Genomic DNA, 14946 nt, shown 5'->3' on the forward strand with positions numbered 1-14946 from the left:
TGCTCAAATGATTAAAGGGTAAGGATTAAAACAAAGCACTTTTTAGTCGATTAAAAATGAGCGCGCGCACTTCTCGTTCCTTGATCATTGAGTTGAGTAGATTGGAGCTATAACGAATCAGTTGCCCCCGCTGCTCACGATCACGCATGACTTCTAAGCCATTCTTGACATAGTTTCGGGCCATCACCGTTCTACGGTTTGGATGAGTTAAACAGATCAGTTGACCGCGCTCGATCTGCTCTTTAATTTTTCTTCTTCTGATTTTGCCGCTAGTGGTCTTGTTTATCCGACCTTGATGCAGCAAATAAACACCTTCTACAGGTAAGCCGATATCAGCTGCCACTTGCTCTTTAACCTGAGTTCTGATGGTTTCAAAATTAAGTGTCTTGTCTATCGACTTCTTTTTGATCTCAAGCACAACCGTGACGCCATCAGAATTACCGAAATTCACTGCTGCAACACAGCCTTTACGGACAGCAGGATGCGCCACTTCGACGGAGCACTCGATATCTTGCGGGTAATAGTTTTTGCCACGGATGATGATCACATCCTTAAGGCGACCGGTCACATACAAGTCTCCATTTTTGACAAAGCCCATATCACCAGTTCTTAAGTAATGTACTTGACTAGGCTTATCCGCTTTATCGAGGATGGTTGCAGCAAAGGTTTCCTGATTGACCTCAGGCTTCTGCCAGTAACCCGCAGTGACACTCTCGCCTGCTAGCCAGATTTCACCGACTTCATCAATCCCTACCTCTTTGCGGGTATGCGGATTGACAATACGACAATCAAGATGTGTAGAGATCTTTCCACAGCTCACCACTTGCACGGCTGTCTGGTCTTGGCTGGTCTGCACCAAATTGGCATTCAACTTTTCACGATCGATTGAAATCGCATTGAGAGGGCCAGTCACACCACTAACTAAGAGCGTAACTTCTGCCAAGCCATAACAAGGCAAGAAAGTATCCAGTCTCAATTTCGACTGAGTATTGAATTTTTCCATGAAGCGCTGCATGACATTAGCCTTGATCGGCTCGGCACCGTTAAACAGCACACGCACACGGCTCAAATCAAGCGATGCAGCTTCTTCATCCGAGATGCGATGTAGACACAATTCATAGGCAAAGTTTGGTCCACCACTAATCGTGATGCCTTTTTCACTAATGAATTGCAGCCACTTAAGAGGTTTACGGATAAAATCCAGCGGTGACATCACATAGCAAGTCAGACCTACATACACGGTCTGTAAAACCGAGCCGATCAATCCCATGTCGTGATAGACAGGTAACCATGTAAGACCGATATCATCGGCTTGTGTGCCAAAAGCTTCAGCAATCATGACTTCATTTGCCATGATATTTTTATGGGTGACGATTACACCTTTAGGCCAACCTGTTGACCCTGAAGTGTATTGAAGGAAACAGATATCTCCTTCAACAATGTGCGGAAAATCTTTTTTCACCAAGTCGCGCTGCAATTCGGCGTCAACGGCGTGTAATATCAAATTTTCATTTTGAGCTTTTAATGTGATAAGACCTGATAGTTCAAGAATCTTTTTAGTTGTGAGTACTATCTTTGGCTCACAGTCATTCATAATATTCAAAATATTAGAAAAACCGTTGCGGTTAAAAGGCAAGCTGACAGGTACTGCGATAATTTTAGCTTTCAGACAAGCAAAGAACGATACGATAAAGTCCAGTCCAGGCTCGAACAGCAACACGGCACGATCGCCACTGTCTACAAGGTTCATCAATACTTGAGCTTGATGTTGAACCCGCATGTTCAGATCTGCATACGTCAGAGATTGAATACCACCAGATTGTCGTCCCAAATATTCAAAAGCAATCTTGCTTCCATTTAAATTTGCGTGGGACTCCAAAGTTGCAATGATATTATCCGTACACATTACAGCCATAACTTACTCCGATTAATTATAATTCACCCTTAAAACTCGCTGATTCAGAAATTACCTTTTTAGCGGGGGCTTTTAATAAAATGAATATACTTTTTTTGTTTAAAATATAAATTCACATTATATTTTATGTGCTAGTGTCTTTTATTACACCTGTAAGGGTTTACAGGTTGATCTGTTTTTATTGAAAATTAAGGTACTAGATATCTTTCATAAATTATTTTTATTCGGTTTAATATTATGAATATTAGCTATTAAATTAAATTTCAAACTCAATTTCTCTATTTTTATAATATTTACTAAGATTTTTAGTATGCCAAATATAAGCTCTATTTGTATTCTTATCTTATTAATAACTTGACTCTAGATTTTTTATTTAAAATCTAATTTACTGTATGTTTTCTTTCCTTAATGGCAAAAAATAATTCAGGTGAAATTCCTTAATAGCCTTTGCTTACAAGGATAAAACTCCTAAAGAATCTTGCTTTAAATTACATCTGAATAGCTTAAACTTATGTATAGAAACGAAACTAATATATAAACCTACAAACCACATTGCTTGACCTATAAGTTATATATAAAATATAAATCCTACAGCAAAATTATTAATTAAAAAATATTTTTATCAACAACATTTCAATATTAGAAAAATAAAATTATTAAATTAAACAAAAATTAAAAACTTATTATAAATTATTTTTATACAAAATTAATTTTAATTAAAACCAAATTCAAATAATTAATTTTATTTTAAATATATATCTAATAATAATTTATTTTATTAAAATCCAATATTAAACTTCTCTATTGTTTATATATCTACCTCTATAAAATCCCCAACATTACGGCTCGAATAGCTGCTGAAATTTTATTATTCACATTTAGCTTCTGCATTGAATTTCCAAGATGAAAATTTATGGTTCTTTCAGCCACCCCGAGAATCTGCGCAATCTCTGCTGACGTTTTACCTTCCGCCGTCCAACGCAGAACCTCTTTTTCCCGCTTCGTTAAATAAAGATTAAACTGAGCAAATTCTGCGTCATTCACAATTTTAGCAATGCTGGAATGCACTGTCTGGGACAGCCAATACATATTTGTATATTGAGCTTTCTGCTCTTTTTCTGATAATTGGTCAGTGGATCTTGCTAGTGTTAACATCCCCCTTGTACCAATAAAGTCACGGCTTGACTGTGCCCAACCGACATTTAAACCATAAGAACGCGCCTCTTCCCAAAAATCTTTTTGAGATTGAGTGTTCGCAGATTGGCTCGACCAGACAAGAGGTTGAAGTGACAGCATACAATGCTGTACGGTTGGATCTACTACTACATATTGCTGTTTAACATAACGCTTCTGCCATGCTTCTGGATAATTATTCAACATAATCGTTTTTGGTTCAGCAATAGATAATGGTGCCTGCATACCATAAGCACAATAATCAAATCCGAGCTTTAAAGCTGTAGATTTGACGACCTCAAATAGCTGATATTCATTTTTTACCATCAGAGATGCTGATAGTAAATCCTCTTGCCAATTTTCCATTTACTCTTATTAGACCTTATTCATAAATCATTTTTTTAGTTGCATATGGTGAATTTATAATCCAATTAACAACATTTTTGAGCCTGAGAGGGTGGTAAATTCTTCGGATAAACTAGTTTCAGAAAGCTTTTTAAGGTTGTTATATTGCATATGTTAATTATGCTTGAAATTCTCAAATATAAAGGACGCATTTTATTCCAAAAATGAGTATTTTTTACTTTCAAAAGAAGTCTATTATTTATCCTTATTTGTATATTTCTATTAATTTAACTAAATAATAACCTTTACTAACAATACACTCCGTATAAGTTTTCTATTTATTATTAGGTGCAGCGTAGAATAATTATAATGATCTCAAAATATTTTTTAATAATAAGGATAGATATTATTTACAATGTACATGCCGAATTTATCCTCTTCATACTTTTGAAACGAGTAATTCTCATATTGATGCTACAGAATGCTCAATTTGTGTATAAGTAAACCTCACTACCTGAAATACTTTCTAAAGAACAACTTAACGTTGTGTACCACCAGATTACGACTGACCTGTAAAACATAACAGTATTTTGTTGGCAATAATTTATGTTATTTATCTATAGAACTGTAATTCAAGTCACTTGAACAGGTAGCATGGTCACAATCCCCACCCATTTCTCAATCTCAACTGATGGTTTTATTCGGATGAATGAAAACCAGCTTATGAATTACCCCCTCCAACACCTCATATCTACTGTTGAATCAACACAAATTGAAGATTCTCAAATTCTATATTATGGGTTTACTGAATGGGCAACATCACTGACCCCAGCTTTAAGTACCGGATGGGACTGGGAGTTCGTTGAGCAAAATGGCATCACGAGCTTAAAACGAATTGGGCTATCTCGAAGCAATATCATGATTGTTGATGTATCTGGTACAGATATTGGATGTGATGTGACTGAAACATTAATCGAGAAAAAAATAGATACTTTGTTTTGGGAACAGTTCATTTATGCTCAAATTAATACAACGCAGACAAAGACTAAATTAAGTCTAAATTTCTCTTAGAAACCTGTTAATTCTTACAGTTACCACCTTTCCAGCTGTCAAGTAAAGTCGCCTGAAAAATAAGTGGAAGCACTTGTAATGAATATTATTGCTGGATTTCAAAACAATTTTTCAGAAGGCTTATATACCAAATTTAAAAGTTACCGCTACAGGGTATTTGTTGAACACTTAGGGTGGGAGTTGAACTGTCCACATAATGAAGAACTAGATCAATTTGATAAAGTCGATACAGCTTATGTCGTCGCCCAAGATAGAGAATCCAATATTATTGGCTGTGCCAGACTACTACCCACGACTCAACCCTATTTACTCGGTGAAGTATTTCCTCAATTAATGAATGGAATGCCTATTCCTTGCTCACCAGAAATTTGGGAATTATCAAGATTTTCAGCCGTAGATTTTTCGAATCCACCTTCCTCTGCTAATCAAGCAGTGTCATCCCCAGTCTCTATTGCAATTCTGCAAGAAGCGATCAACTTTGCAAGAGAACAAGGCGCAAAACAACTCATTACGACCTCACCTCTTGGTGTAGAGCGGTTATTACGTGCTGCGGGTTTTCGTGCTCATCGTGCAGGTCCGCCCATGGTTATCGACGGATATGCTATGTTTGCATGCTTAATTGAAGTTTAGTTGGCTAAATCAAAGTCTAAAAATCTTAGTGACATTGTAAAATTATAAAGATGAGGGTCATGAGTTCGAGTCTCGTTTCCCTCGCTAAAATTTAAAAGCCCTAATCAAACGATTAGGGCTTTTTTCTATTTAAAGCATTAAACTTAATATTAAGAATGCTCAGTAATTTTGGTTTTCAAATTTAATTCTGTTTTCTTATGATAAGCCTCATCAGTTTTAGTACTCCAATCACGTGGCATAAATGAAGTCGATATAATCGCAACGATAGCCATAGATCCAATATAAATCATAATTAAGTAAGGATTACCATGCCCGATACTTAAAAGCTTCGTCGCAATTAACGGTGCTAAACCACCACCGAGCACTCCAGCTAGCTGTACCGAAATTGAGATTCCGCTATAACGGATTTCTGCCGGAAATTGACGTGCAAAAAGCTGAGCTTGTGGGGCATACATAATTGGAAAGACCACACCAATCGCTAAAACAATTGCCGTCCAGACCAATACCGGATCTTTTGTGTTGAGCATGGTAAAAAATGGATAGCAATAAAGTGCCAATACGCATAACCCAAACATAAACATATTGCGTTGACCCACTTTATCTGACAAATGTCCGCAGAATGGTGTCATAAATAGAATGACTATTGCACCGCAAATGGTGGCAAACAAAATGTCTTGGCGTGGAATCCCAAGTTGGGCAGTGGTGTAAGCCAATGTAAAAGTTGAGGCAATATAGAACCATGCATTCTCGGCAGCGCGCGCCAAAATAATCGTGATGAGTTGCTTCGGATGATTTTTAAAAACTTGTAAGGCAGGAACTTTGACTTCTTCAGACTGCTGTTTTACTTTCTCAAAATCTGGGGACTCAGGCACTTTCACTCGAATGTACCAACCTACTGCCAGTAAAATAATGCTGGCAAGAAATGGTAAACGCCAACCCCAGCTAAACAATGCTTCTTCAGGTAATAACGACACCAGTCCTAGTGCGATTGAGGCCAGCATTAAGCCACCACCCGTACTGGCTTGAGGCAAACTTCCCCAAAAACCCTTACCGCCTTCAGGTGCATGTTCAACGGCCATCAGCACTGCACCGCCCCATTCACCGCCCATTGCCATACCTTGAATGAATCGCAAGACGACCAAACCTATGGCCGCCCAGTAACCAATTGACTCGTAAGTTGGTAATAAGCCAATGAGAACCGTCGGAATCCCCATTAACATGAGCGTTAGTAACAACATCGACTTACGGCCAATTTTGTCACCAAAATGACCAAACACTAAACCACCTAATGGTCGCCCAATAAAGCCAACGGCATAAGTTGCAAATGCAGCAAGTACACCTGTAAGTGCATCCAGATTGGGGAAAAATAATTTATTAAAGATGAGAGCTGCTGCTGCGCCATAAATAAAGAAGTCATACCATTCAATGGTAGTGCCGACCATACTAGAGATGCCTGCTAGTCGATGTGACGACTTTTTAGAATGTGAACCGTTTCCTTGTATTGTTTGCATCGCAATTTCCTTTTTAGATTTTCTTGTTTTGTCTTTTTTATGCTTATGACCAGCCCTGACCATAAGCATTTTCAGGTCTCGCTTTATCTCCTTAAGCTTTTTATATTGTTGTAATGCGGGCTTAGCTTAGCTTTTCTAAAATTTGCTCTAGCTCCGGATTACGTTCTTGCCACTGCGGTTGTTTGTCTTTATCGACAATGAGCGCACGAACGCCCTCAATAAAGTCACCATGCTCAAACCAGATATCCTGTAAATCACGCTCAAGCTGCATACACTGCTGCAAAGAGAGCCCACGGCCTAAATGTTGCAGCTTCAAACTCGTTTGTTTGGCAATAAATGAACGTTGCTGCAAAATGCTGAGCATCTTGCTAGTCCAAGTTTTTAAGCTTTCATCTTTTTCATTTTCAAGACTTTGTTCAATTTCATCTAAATGCTGAAAACCGAAATGTTTACGAATGCCTTCGGCTAGTTGCTTTAATTCACTTTCGGCAGGACGAGTAATAAATCGGGTAATGATTTGCTCAATTCCTTCTTTACTTAAACTTGGTGTATCAACAAGTGCTTCTTGCAATGCTTGTAACAGCTCGCTTGGCACATGGTAGTCAATTAAATCGAGATAAAGCGCATCGCTACTGCTGATCTGCTCACCCGTAATTGCCATATAAACGCCGATATCATCAAGTCGAGACAGGAAGTGTGTTGCCCCAACGTCTGGGAAAAAACCAATCGCTGTTTCAGGCATGGCAAATCTGGATTTTTCACTGCTCACCACAATGTGACAAGCCTGAGCTAAACCAAAACCACCACCTAATACATAGCCATCAAGCACAACGATGACCGGCTTTTCATATTCACGCAGCGTGGTCAGCATTTTATATTCGGCACTAAAATAGCCTTTATAATCAGCCGTGCCATTTTTATAACTGTCGTAGAGATAGCGGATATCTCCACCTGCACAGAAGGCTTTGGGACTATTTGATTTGATTAAAATAGCTTGAACAGCGTTATCATTTCGCCACAGTTCCAATTGGGCACCAATGCCTTCAATCATATCTAGCGACAATGCATTGAGATGAGTCACACGGTCTAAGGTAATAACGCCCAACTTACCGTTTTGCTCAATCATTAAGTGATTTTCTGTATTCATTTTATTGATCTCTTATTGATTTTTAAAATTTGGCTGGCGTTTTTCAACGAAAGCCTGCATTCCTTCTTTTTGGTCAGATGTCGCAAAAATTGAATGGAACATACGTCGCTCAAAGCGTAAACCTTCGGTGAGATTCACTTCATAAGCTCGGTTAATGGTTTCTTTGAGCATCATGTTTGCAGTTAAAGATCGTGCTGCAATTTTTTCTGCTGCTTGTAGGGTTTGTTCAAGTAACTCTTCTTTGCTAAAAACGCGTGCAACCAAACCACTTTGCTCTGCTTCAACTGCACCCATTTGACGAGCGGTAAAGCACATTTCCATTGCTTTGGCTTTACCAATCGCATGAGTTAAGCGTTGTGTACCACCAATACCCGGAATTACACCTAAAGTAACTTCGGGTAAGCCAAACTTGGCGTTATCGGCACAATAGATAAAGTCACACATGAGTGCCAATTCACAGCCGCCGCCCAACGCATAACCACTGACTGCTGCAATTAAAGGTTTACGGCGCTGTGCAATACGGTCTGCAAGATGAAAAAAATCATCAAAATAAATATCTGGAAATACCAAATCAGCCATTTCTTTAATGTCTGCACCAGCAGCAAAAGCTTTTTCTGAGCCTGCCAACACCATGCAGCCAATTTCACGATCTTTTTCGAGCTGATCTAATGCCTGATTAATTTCACTAATTAATTCACTGTTTAAGGCATTGAGCGCTTGAGGGCGATTTAAAGTAATCAGTCCAACCCCATTACGCTTTTCTAATAAAATACTTTGCCACTGCATCATTTATTCCTTGTTCTGGTTTTATAGACTACGTGCAATCACTAAACGTTGAATATCACTCGTGCCTTCGTAAATTTGACAAATACGGGCATCACGATAGATACGTTCAATTGGGAAGTCTTTGAGATAACCATAGCCACCAAACACTTGTAAGGCGCTCGAACACACACGTTCAGTCATTTCTGAAGCAAATAACTTGGCCATTGAAGCTTCGTTGAGACACGGTTGACCTGCTTCTTTTAAACGTGCAGCGTAGTGAACCAGTTGTCGGGCTGCTTCAATTTCGGTTGCCATACTAGCAAGGCGAAATGCAATTGCTTGGTGCTCAAAGATTGGTTTGCCAAAAGTGATACGCTCTTTGGCATAGTGGGTCGCTTCTTCCAGCGCAGCACGTGCCAAACCTACCGCTTGTGCAGCAATACCAATACGGCCACCTTCTAAATTGGCAAGTGCAATTTTTAAACCTTCACCTTCTTTGCCCAGCATTAAGCTTTTATGAATGCGCACATCTGTCAGTGCAATCTGGCAGGTATCTGAAGCATGTAGGCCTAGTTTTTCTTCAACACGAATTACTTCGTAACCCGGTGTTTCGCGTGGGACTAAAAAGGCACTAATCCCCTTTTTACCTGCACTTGGGTCAGTGACTGCAAACACAATAATCACGCCAGCATTGTTGCCGGAGGTAATAAACTGCTTAGCGCCATTTAAAATGTAATCATCGCCATCTTTAACCGCACGAGTTTTAAGAGCTGCTGCATCTGAGCCAGTATGTGGTTCAGTTAGGGCAAAAGCACCGATCATTTCACCTTGTGCCAAAGGTTTTAAAAACCGCTCTTTTTGCTCGTCAGTACCAAATTTTAAAATAGGTACACAGCCAACCGAGTTATGTACACTCATAATAGTCGAGGTTGCGCCATCGGCTGCGGCAACTTCTTCGAGTGCCAATACATAGGCTAAATTGCCCGTGTCTGAACCGCCCCATTGCTCTGAAACAAGCATCCCCATAAAACCAAGTTGCCCCATTTGAGCCAAGGTTTCTTTCGGGAAGGTTCCGTCTCGATCCCAATCGCTGGCATTAGGTTTGATTTGTTCTTGGGCGAAACTTTTCGCCATATCACGAATAAGTAATTGTTCTTCGGTAAATTGCATTGTTATTTCCTTTACCCTGCTTTAGCTTGTTGTTTAGCAATTTCCTGATTACGCAGTAAAAAGCGCTGAATTTTACCACTTGGAGTTTTAGGTAATTCACTCAAAAATTCAACTAAACGTGGGTAGGCATGTGCAGAAAGTCGTTTTTTTACAAATTGACTGAGTTCTTCAGCAAGTGTATCTGAGGGTTGAACGCCCGCAGCTAAAATCACAAAAGCCTTAACGACTTCGGTACGGTCTGGGTCAGGCACTCCAATCACTGCTGCTTCAACCACAGCATCATGTTCTAGTAAGGCACTTTCTACATCAAAAGGTCCAATACGGTAACCTGATGTGGTGATTACATCATCACTGCGTCCAACGAAGCTCATGCTGCCATCGGCATGTAACTCGGCAGTATCTCCAGTTAAGTAGTAATGACCCACAAAAGGAGATTTTCGGCTTTCTTTATAGCCACCGAACCACATCATTGGAGACTGGCTAATATCGACCGCTAAAATTCCCGGTGTATCTTCTGGAAGCTCTTCACCTTGTTCATTAACAATCGCAACACGGTAGCCCGGACTTGGGAAACCTGCCGCACCTGCACGTATTTCATGTTTTAAACCATGATGATTACACACCACCATGCCCACTTCGGTTTGTCCGTAATGGTCATAAATCGGAGCATCAAGGACTTGTTTAAACCAACGAATTACTTCTGGATTAAGCGGCTCACCTGCACTGCTAACAACACGGAACAGTCCTTTTAACGGCGCCATTTGTGCTAGATCAGCCGCCATCATCATACGGTAAGCAGTCGGCGCACCTGCCAAATTGTTAATTTTATAATCCTTCACAATTTGGCATAGACTATCTGTGCTGAAACCACCTTCATAAAACAAAGTGGCATGGCCCAAAAATAACGGCCCAGTAATCGCATAGTACAGACCATAAGCCCAACCTGGATCGGCAATATTCCAGAACGAATCTTCTTCGGTTAGACCAATCGCATCTTGCATATATCGTCCAAAGGCAATCAGTGCTTTTAATGGCACTTCCAATGGTTTCGCTGGCCCTGTGGTTCCAGAAGTAAACATCAATAAAAATGGATCTTGGATGTTACGTATGACCAAATCGCATTGATCGGACTGCTGCTTCACTTCATTCCAAAAATTAAAATCATCTGCTTTGAGTGGAGTACCTTGCACATCGGCAACCGTCACAATTGGAGGACAATTCTCAATTTCATCGAGCTTGCTGCGGTTACCTACATCGGTCACCACCAACTTGCTTTGTGCAAGCTGAATACGATGCTCAATTGCCTTTGGGCCAAACGCAGTAAATAATGGTTGGTAAACAGCACCAATTCGCCAAGCCGCAAAAATAGTCACAAGCAATTCTGGTGTTCTTGGTAATAAACCTGAAATACGGTCACCTGCTTTCACACCTTGTGATTTTAAGAAGTTAGCAAACTGACTCGACCACTCTTTTAATTCACGGAATGTGTATTGCTCTTTTCGGCCGTCTTTTCCTTGCCAATACAGTGCAATTTTGTCGCCATCTGCGTGTCGATCACAGCATTCATAACAAGCATTTAATGCATCGAGTGAGCTTGATAGCATTTTTTTTGCAGTACTTTCCAAATCGAAAGCCTGTGCAGCATTTTGATAATCCATCATATATTTTCCCTCAGTCCGGATTTGTTGTTATTCACGACAGGGTTTAATGTATTTAAAGCCATCCTTTGGCTTTGCCGTTATGCCTCTTGTGGCAGGTATTGCTGAATAATGCTCGAAAAATCGAGATTGGCATTACCACGCATGCACATTTGCTGATAAAGCTGTTGCACCATACCGCCTAATAAAATTGGCTGTTTAACTTGGCCTGCGGCCTCGACAGCAAGACCTAAATCTTTCAGCATCAGCTGAGTCGCAAAACCGTCTTGATAGCCGCGAGACGCTGGTGCATTTTCATTAATATGCGGCCATGGGTTGCACACATCCGAACTCCAGCAGCGTCCACTTGAGGTGTTAATTACACCTGCCAATGCTTGCGGGTCAATGCCTAACTTCACACCGAGTGCCATACCTTCAGCAACGGCAGCCATTGAAATACCCAAAATCAGGTTATTGCAGATTTTGGCAATTTGACCTGCGCCAACCTCACCACAATGAACAATATTTTTGCCCATGTGGCTTAAAACAGGTTTTACCTCGTTAAAGGTTTGCTCATCGGCACCCACCATAAAGGTTAAGGTTCCCGCCTGAGCACCAATGGTCCCACCTGAAACTGGTGCATCACAGATTTTAATATTTTTGCTCTGCGCAACAGCGGCAATATCTTTAATGGTTTGCGGGTCAATGGTACTGCTATCAATGCATAAGCTACCCGCTTTTAGCACCTCTAATACACCATTTTCACCCAAGTAAACTTCTTTAACATGCTTGGCAGCAGGTAGCATGCTAATGACTACATCTGCTTGTTTGGCCGCTGCTTGCGGACTGTTACACACCACGCCACCTGCCTCGGCAAAGTGCTGAATCGCCACTTCACTGAGGTCATAACCATAAACATTGAGTCCGGCTTTAAGTAGGTTTTGGGCCATTCTGCCACCCATATTCCCTAGACCGATAAAGGCGATATTCATCCGTGATCCCCTTAACGTAAACTAATGGTTGTATTTACTGCACCAACTTCATGGCTGTCTTCAAACCAGCGACTGGTAATAGTTTTGGTTTGGGTATAGAACTGCACAGCCTGTTTGCCGTATGGTCCCAAATCACCAAGTTTTGAACCTCTTGAACCAGTAAAACTAAAGAAAGGCACTGGCACAGGAATTGGAATATTGATGCCGACTTGACCAATATCAATTAAGTTCTGGAAAGTACGCGCAATCGCACCGCTTTGCGTAAATAAGCCGACACCGTTACCAAATGGGTTAGCATTGATTAAAGCAATCGCTTCCTCAAGTGTATCTACGCAAATAATTGAAAGTACAGGTCCAAAGACTTCTTCTTTATAAATACGCATGTCGGTATTTACGCCACTAAAAATCGTCGCGCCTACAAAGTTGCCTGATTCATAGCCTTGAACTTGAACATCGCGACCATCGAGTAGTAGTTCTGCGCCTTGCTCAACACCGCTATTAATTAAATCAAGCACACGCGCTTTGGCACGTTTTGAAATAACAGGGCCAATATCGGTATTCGGCTCATGGCCTGCGTTTACTTTTAAAGTTTTCGCTTTTTCGACTAATTCTTGAATCCAGTGTTTGCTTTCACCCACCATGACTGCAACCGACAATGCCATACAGCGTTGCCCAGCAGCACCAAATGCTGCACCCACCAAGGCATTTAATGTTTGTTCTTTATTGGCATCTGGCATAACAGCCACATGGTTTTTTGCACCCATCATCGACTGCACACGTTTGCCATGTTGTCCTGCAAGGTTATAAACATGCGTTCCAACCGCAGTTGAACCCACAAATGAAATCGCTTTAATATCTTTATGCGTACATAAACGGTCAACCACTTCTTTACCGCCATGCACAACGTTGAGCACACCTGCCGGAACACCTGCTTGAATCGCAAGTTCAACCAACATCATGGTCGATAACGGGTCTTGTTCTGATGGTTTTAAAACAAAGGTGTTGCCACAAACGATCGCCATTGGGAACATCCACAGTGGAATCATCGCTGGAAAGTTAAACGGCGTAATGCCGGCACACACACCCAAAGGTTGCTGCAAGGTATAAGTGTCTACACCACGCGCTACACCTTCGACATATTCACCCATTTGTAAGGTGCCGATTGAACAAGCATGTTCAACCACTTCTAAACCACGTTGAATATCGCCTTCCGCATCTGCCAAGGTTTTGCCTTGTTCAGCCGTCAGTACTTGCGCAATTTCCTTCATGTTGGCACGAATCAAATCTTGCAGTTTAAGCATGATGCGCATACGTGCCTGAATTGGGGTTTGGCGCCAAGAAGCGAAAGCATCTTGTGCAGCTTGAATAGCAGCATCGACTTCTTGAACCGTTGCAAATGGTACGCGACCAATCACTTCTTGAGTTGCAGGGTTAACAATGTCTTGCCATTCCTGTGTTTTAGATTCGATAAAGTTTCCGTTAATGAGTAATTTAGCGGTTTCCAATTCGATTTTTTGGATTGTGTTCATAACCTCTCCGTAGGCCATATTTTTATTGTGTTCAATTATTAGAAAATACTTTTTAATCATATTTTCTTTATTCCAGTTTCAATTGAGACTAGCAAAGAAAGCTTTGACCACCAACGCAAATTCATGCACGATTGATGTGCAAATATGCACAAGGATGACAATAAAAATGAAAGTGGATTGGGATCATCTACATTTTTTTCTGGTTTTAGCTCGCACTAAAACTCTAACCAATGCTGCGCGTATTATTGGGGTAGAGCATAGTACGGTTGCTAGGCGGATTCAGGCGCTAGAACTTGCTTTAGGTACAACGCTCTTTAAGCGTGAAGCAACTGGTTATGAACTGACACTCGAAGGGATGGCACTTGTTCCTCGAGTTGAGCAAATGGAACAAGCTTTCTTACAAATTGAAAAACCACATCAACCTTTACAAGGTCGTGTGCGAATTGGCACACCCGAAGGTTTTGGTACCGCATTTTTAGCCCGCTTACTGGCTGAGTTCTCCATCCAGTATCCACTGCTTACCATCGACCTGATTCCAGTGCCAAAAATGATTAAGCTCTCGCACCGTGAAGCCGACATTGTGGTGTCAATTGACCGTCCCACTTCTGGGCCCTATATCATTACGCGGTTATCGGACTATTGCTTAAAAATTTATGGCAGCCAAAACTATCTGGCTCAAAACCCGCCTATTCGCGGTTTAGAAGATTTAACCCAACACCGCTTCGTGAATTATATTGATGATCTGGTGTATAGCCCTGAGTTGTACTGTTTAGAACGCTTGCCCTTAAAGCTCAATGCAAATTTCCGTAGTAGTAGTATTTTGGCCCAACAAATTGCGGTGAGTGCTGGCGCAGGGCTTGCGATTTTGCCCAAGTTTTTAGCAGATGATAAACCAGAACTTGACGTCGTTTTAGAACAGCAAGTTCGCTTTACCCATACCTTCTGGATGCTAACCTTTGTTGATTTACAACATGAACCACGCATTAAACTGGTTTGGGATTATTTGCGTAAGCAAGCCGATCAATATCAACATTTACTGGTTGATTAAAAATCTGAATAAA

General features: G+C 40.8%; 12 protein-coding genes. 3 read left to right on the forward strand and 9 right to left on the reverse strand.

Features of this window, described 5'->3' with window-relative positions:
- Positions 1-25 precede the first annotated feature (25 nt).
- Positions 26-1915, reverse strand: coding sequence for a fatty acyl-AMP ligase (locus MSG66_RS00290; protein WP_324651368.1), 1890 nt, complete (start codon positions 1913-1915; stop codon positions 26-28).
- An 822-nt stretch (positions 1916-2737) separates the two neighbouring features.
- Positions 2738-3454 carry a LuxR family transcriptional regulator AbaR gene (gene abaR, locus MSG66_RS00295; protein ID WP_133975919.1) on the reverse strand — a complete coding sequence of 239 codons (717 nt, stop codon included), beginning with the start codon at positions 3452-3454 and terminating at the stop codon, positions 2738-2740.
- Between the two features lie 633 nt (positions 3455-4087).
- Here abaR and MSG66_RS00300 point away from each other — a divergent pair.
- Complete coding sequence (locus MSG66_RS00300; protein WP_133975921.1) at positions 4088-4504, forward strand: DUF4902 domain-containing protein; 417 nt, start codon at positions 4088-4090, stop codon at positions 4502-4504.
- A 63-nt stretch (positions 4505-4567) separates the two neighbouring features.
- Positions 4568-5134, forward strand: a complete 567-nt coding sequence (gene abaI, locus MSG66_RS00305; RefSeq protein ID WP_133975923.1) for an acyl-homoserine-lactone synthase AbaI — start codon at positions 4568-4570, stop codon at positions 5132-5134.
- 149 nt (positions 5135-5283) lie between these two features.
- Here abaI and MSG66_RS00310 read toward each other — a convergent pair whose 3' ends face one another.
- From MSG66_RS00310 to MSG66_RS00340, 7 genes are all read right to left on the reverse strand, one after another.
- Entirely contained in the window at positions 5284-6645 is a 1362-nt protein-coding gene (locus MSG66_RS00310) for an MFS transporter (protein WP_324651372.1), read from the reverse strand.
- A gap of 121 nt (positions 6646-6766) precedes the next feature.
- A complete protein-coding gene (locus tag MSG66_RS00315) occupies positions 6767-7792 on the reverse strand; it encodes an enoyl-CoA hydratase/isomerase family protein (protein WP_324651374.1) in 1026 nt (341 codons plus the stop codon).
- A 12-nt stretch (positions 7793-7804) separates the two neighbouring features.
- Positions 7805-8578 carry an enoyl-CoA hydratase gene (locus MSG66_RS00320; RefSeq protein ID WP_045126167.1) on the reverse strand — a complete coding sequence of 258 codons (774 nt, stop codon included), beginning with the start codon at positions 8576-8578 and terminating at the stop codon, positions 7805-7807.
- Between the two features lie 21 nt (positions 8579-8599).
- Positions 8600-9727, reverse strand: a complete 1128-nt coding sequence (locus tag MSG66_RS00325; protein WP_324651376.1) for an acyl-CoA dehydrogenase family protein — start codon at positions 9725-9727, stop codon at positions 8600-8602.
- Positions 9728-9738: 11 nt separating this feature from the next.
- Positions 9739-11388: an AMP-binding protein gene (locus MSG66_RS00330; protein WP_324651378.1), complete on the reverse strand. Its 1650-nt coding sequence runs from the start codon at positions 11386-11388 to the stop codon at positions 9739-9741.
- A 77-nt stretch (positions 11389-11465) separates the two neighbouring features.
- Positions 11466-12356: a 3-hydroxyisobutyrate dehydrogenase gene (gene mmsB, locus MSG66_RS00335; RefSeq protein WP_324651380.1), complete on the reverse strand. Its 891-nt coding sequence runs from the start codon at positions 12354-12356 to the stop codon at positions 11466-11468.
- An 11-nt stretch (positions 12357-12367) separates the two neighbouring features.
- Positions 12368-13885, reverse strand: a complete 1518-nt coding sequence (locus MSG66_RS00340) for a CoA-acylating methylmalonate-semialdehyde dehydrogenase (protein ID WP_324651382.1) — start codon at positions 13883-13885, stop codon at positions 12368-12370.
- 166 nt (positions 13886-14051) lie between these two features.
- On the opposite strand from MSG66_RS00340, the gene MSG66_RS00345 reads away from it, so the two are divergent.
- On the forward strand, positions 14052-14933 hold the full coding sequence (locus MSG66_RS00345) for a LysR family transcriptional regulator (RefSeq protein WP_324651384.1): 882 nt from the start codon (positions 14052-14054) through the stop codon (positions 14931-14933).
- Positions 14934-14946 lie beyond the last annotated feature (13 nt).

Source organism: Acinetobacter sp. IK31 (assembly GCF_035615195.1).
Classification (GTDB): domain Bacteria; phylum Pseudomonadota; class Gammaproteobacteria; order Pseudomonadales; family Moraxellaceae; genus Acinetobacter; species Acinetobacter calcoaceticus_C.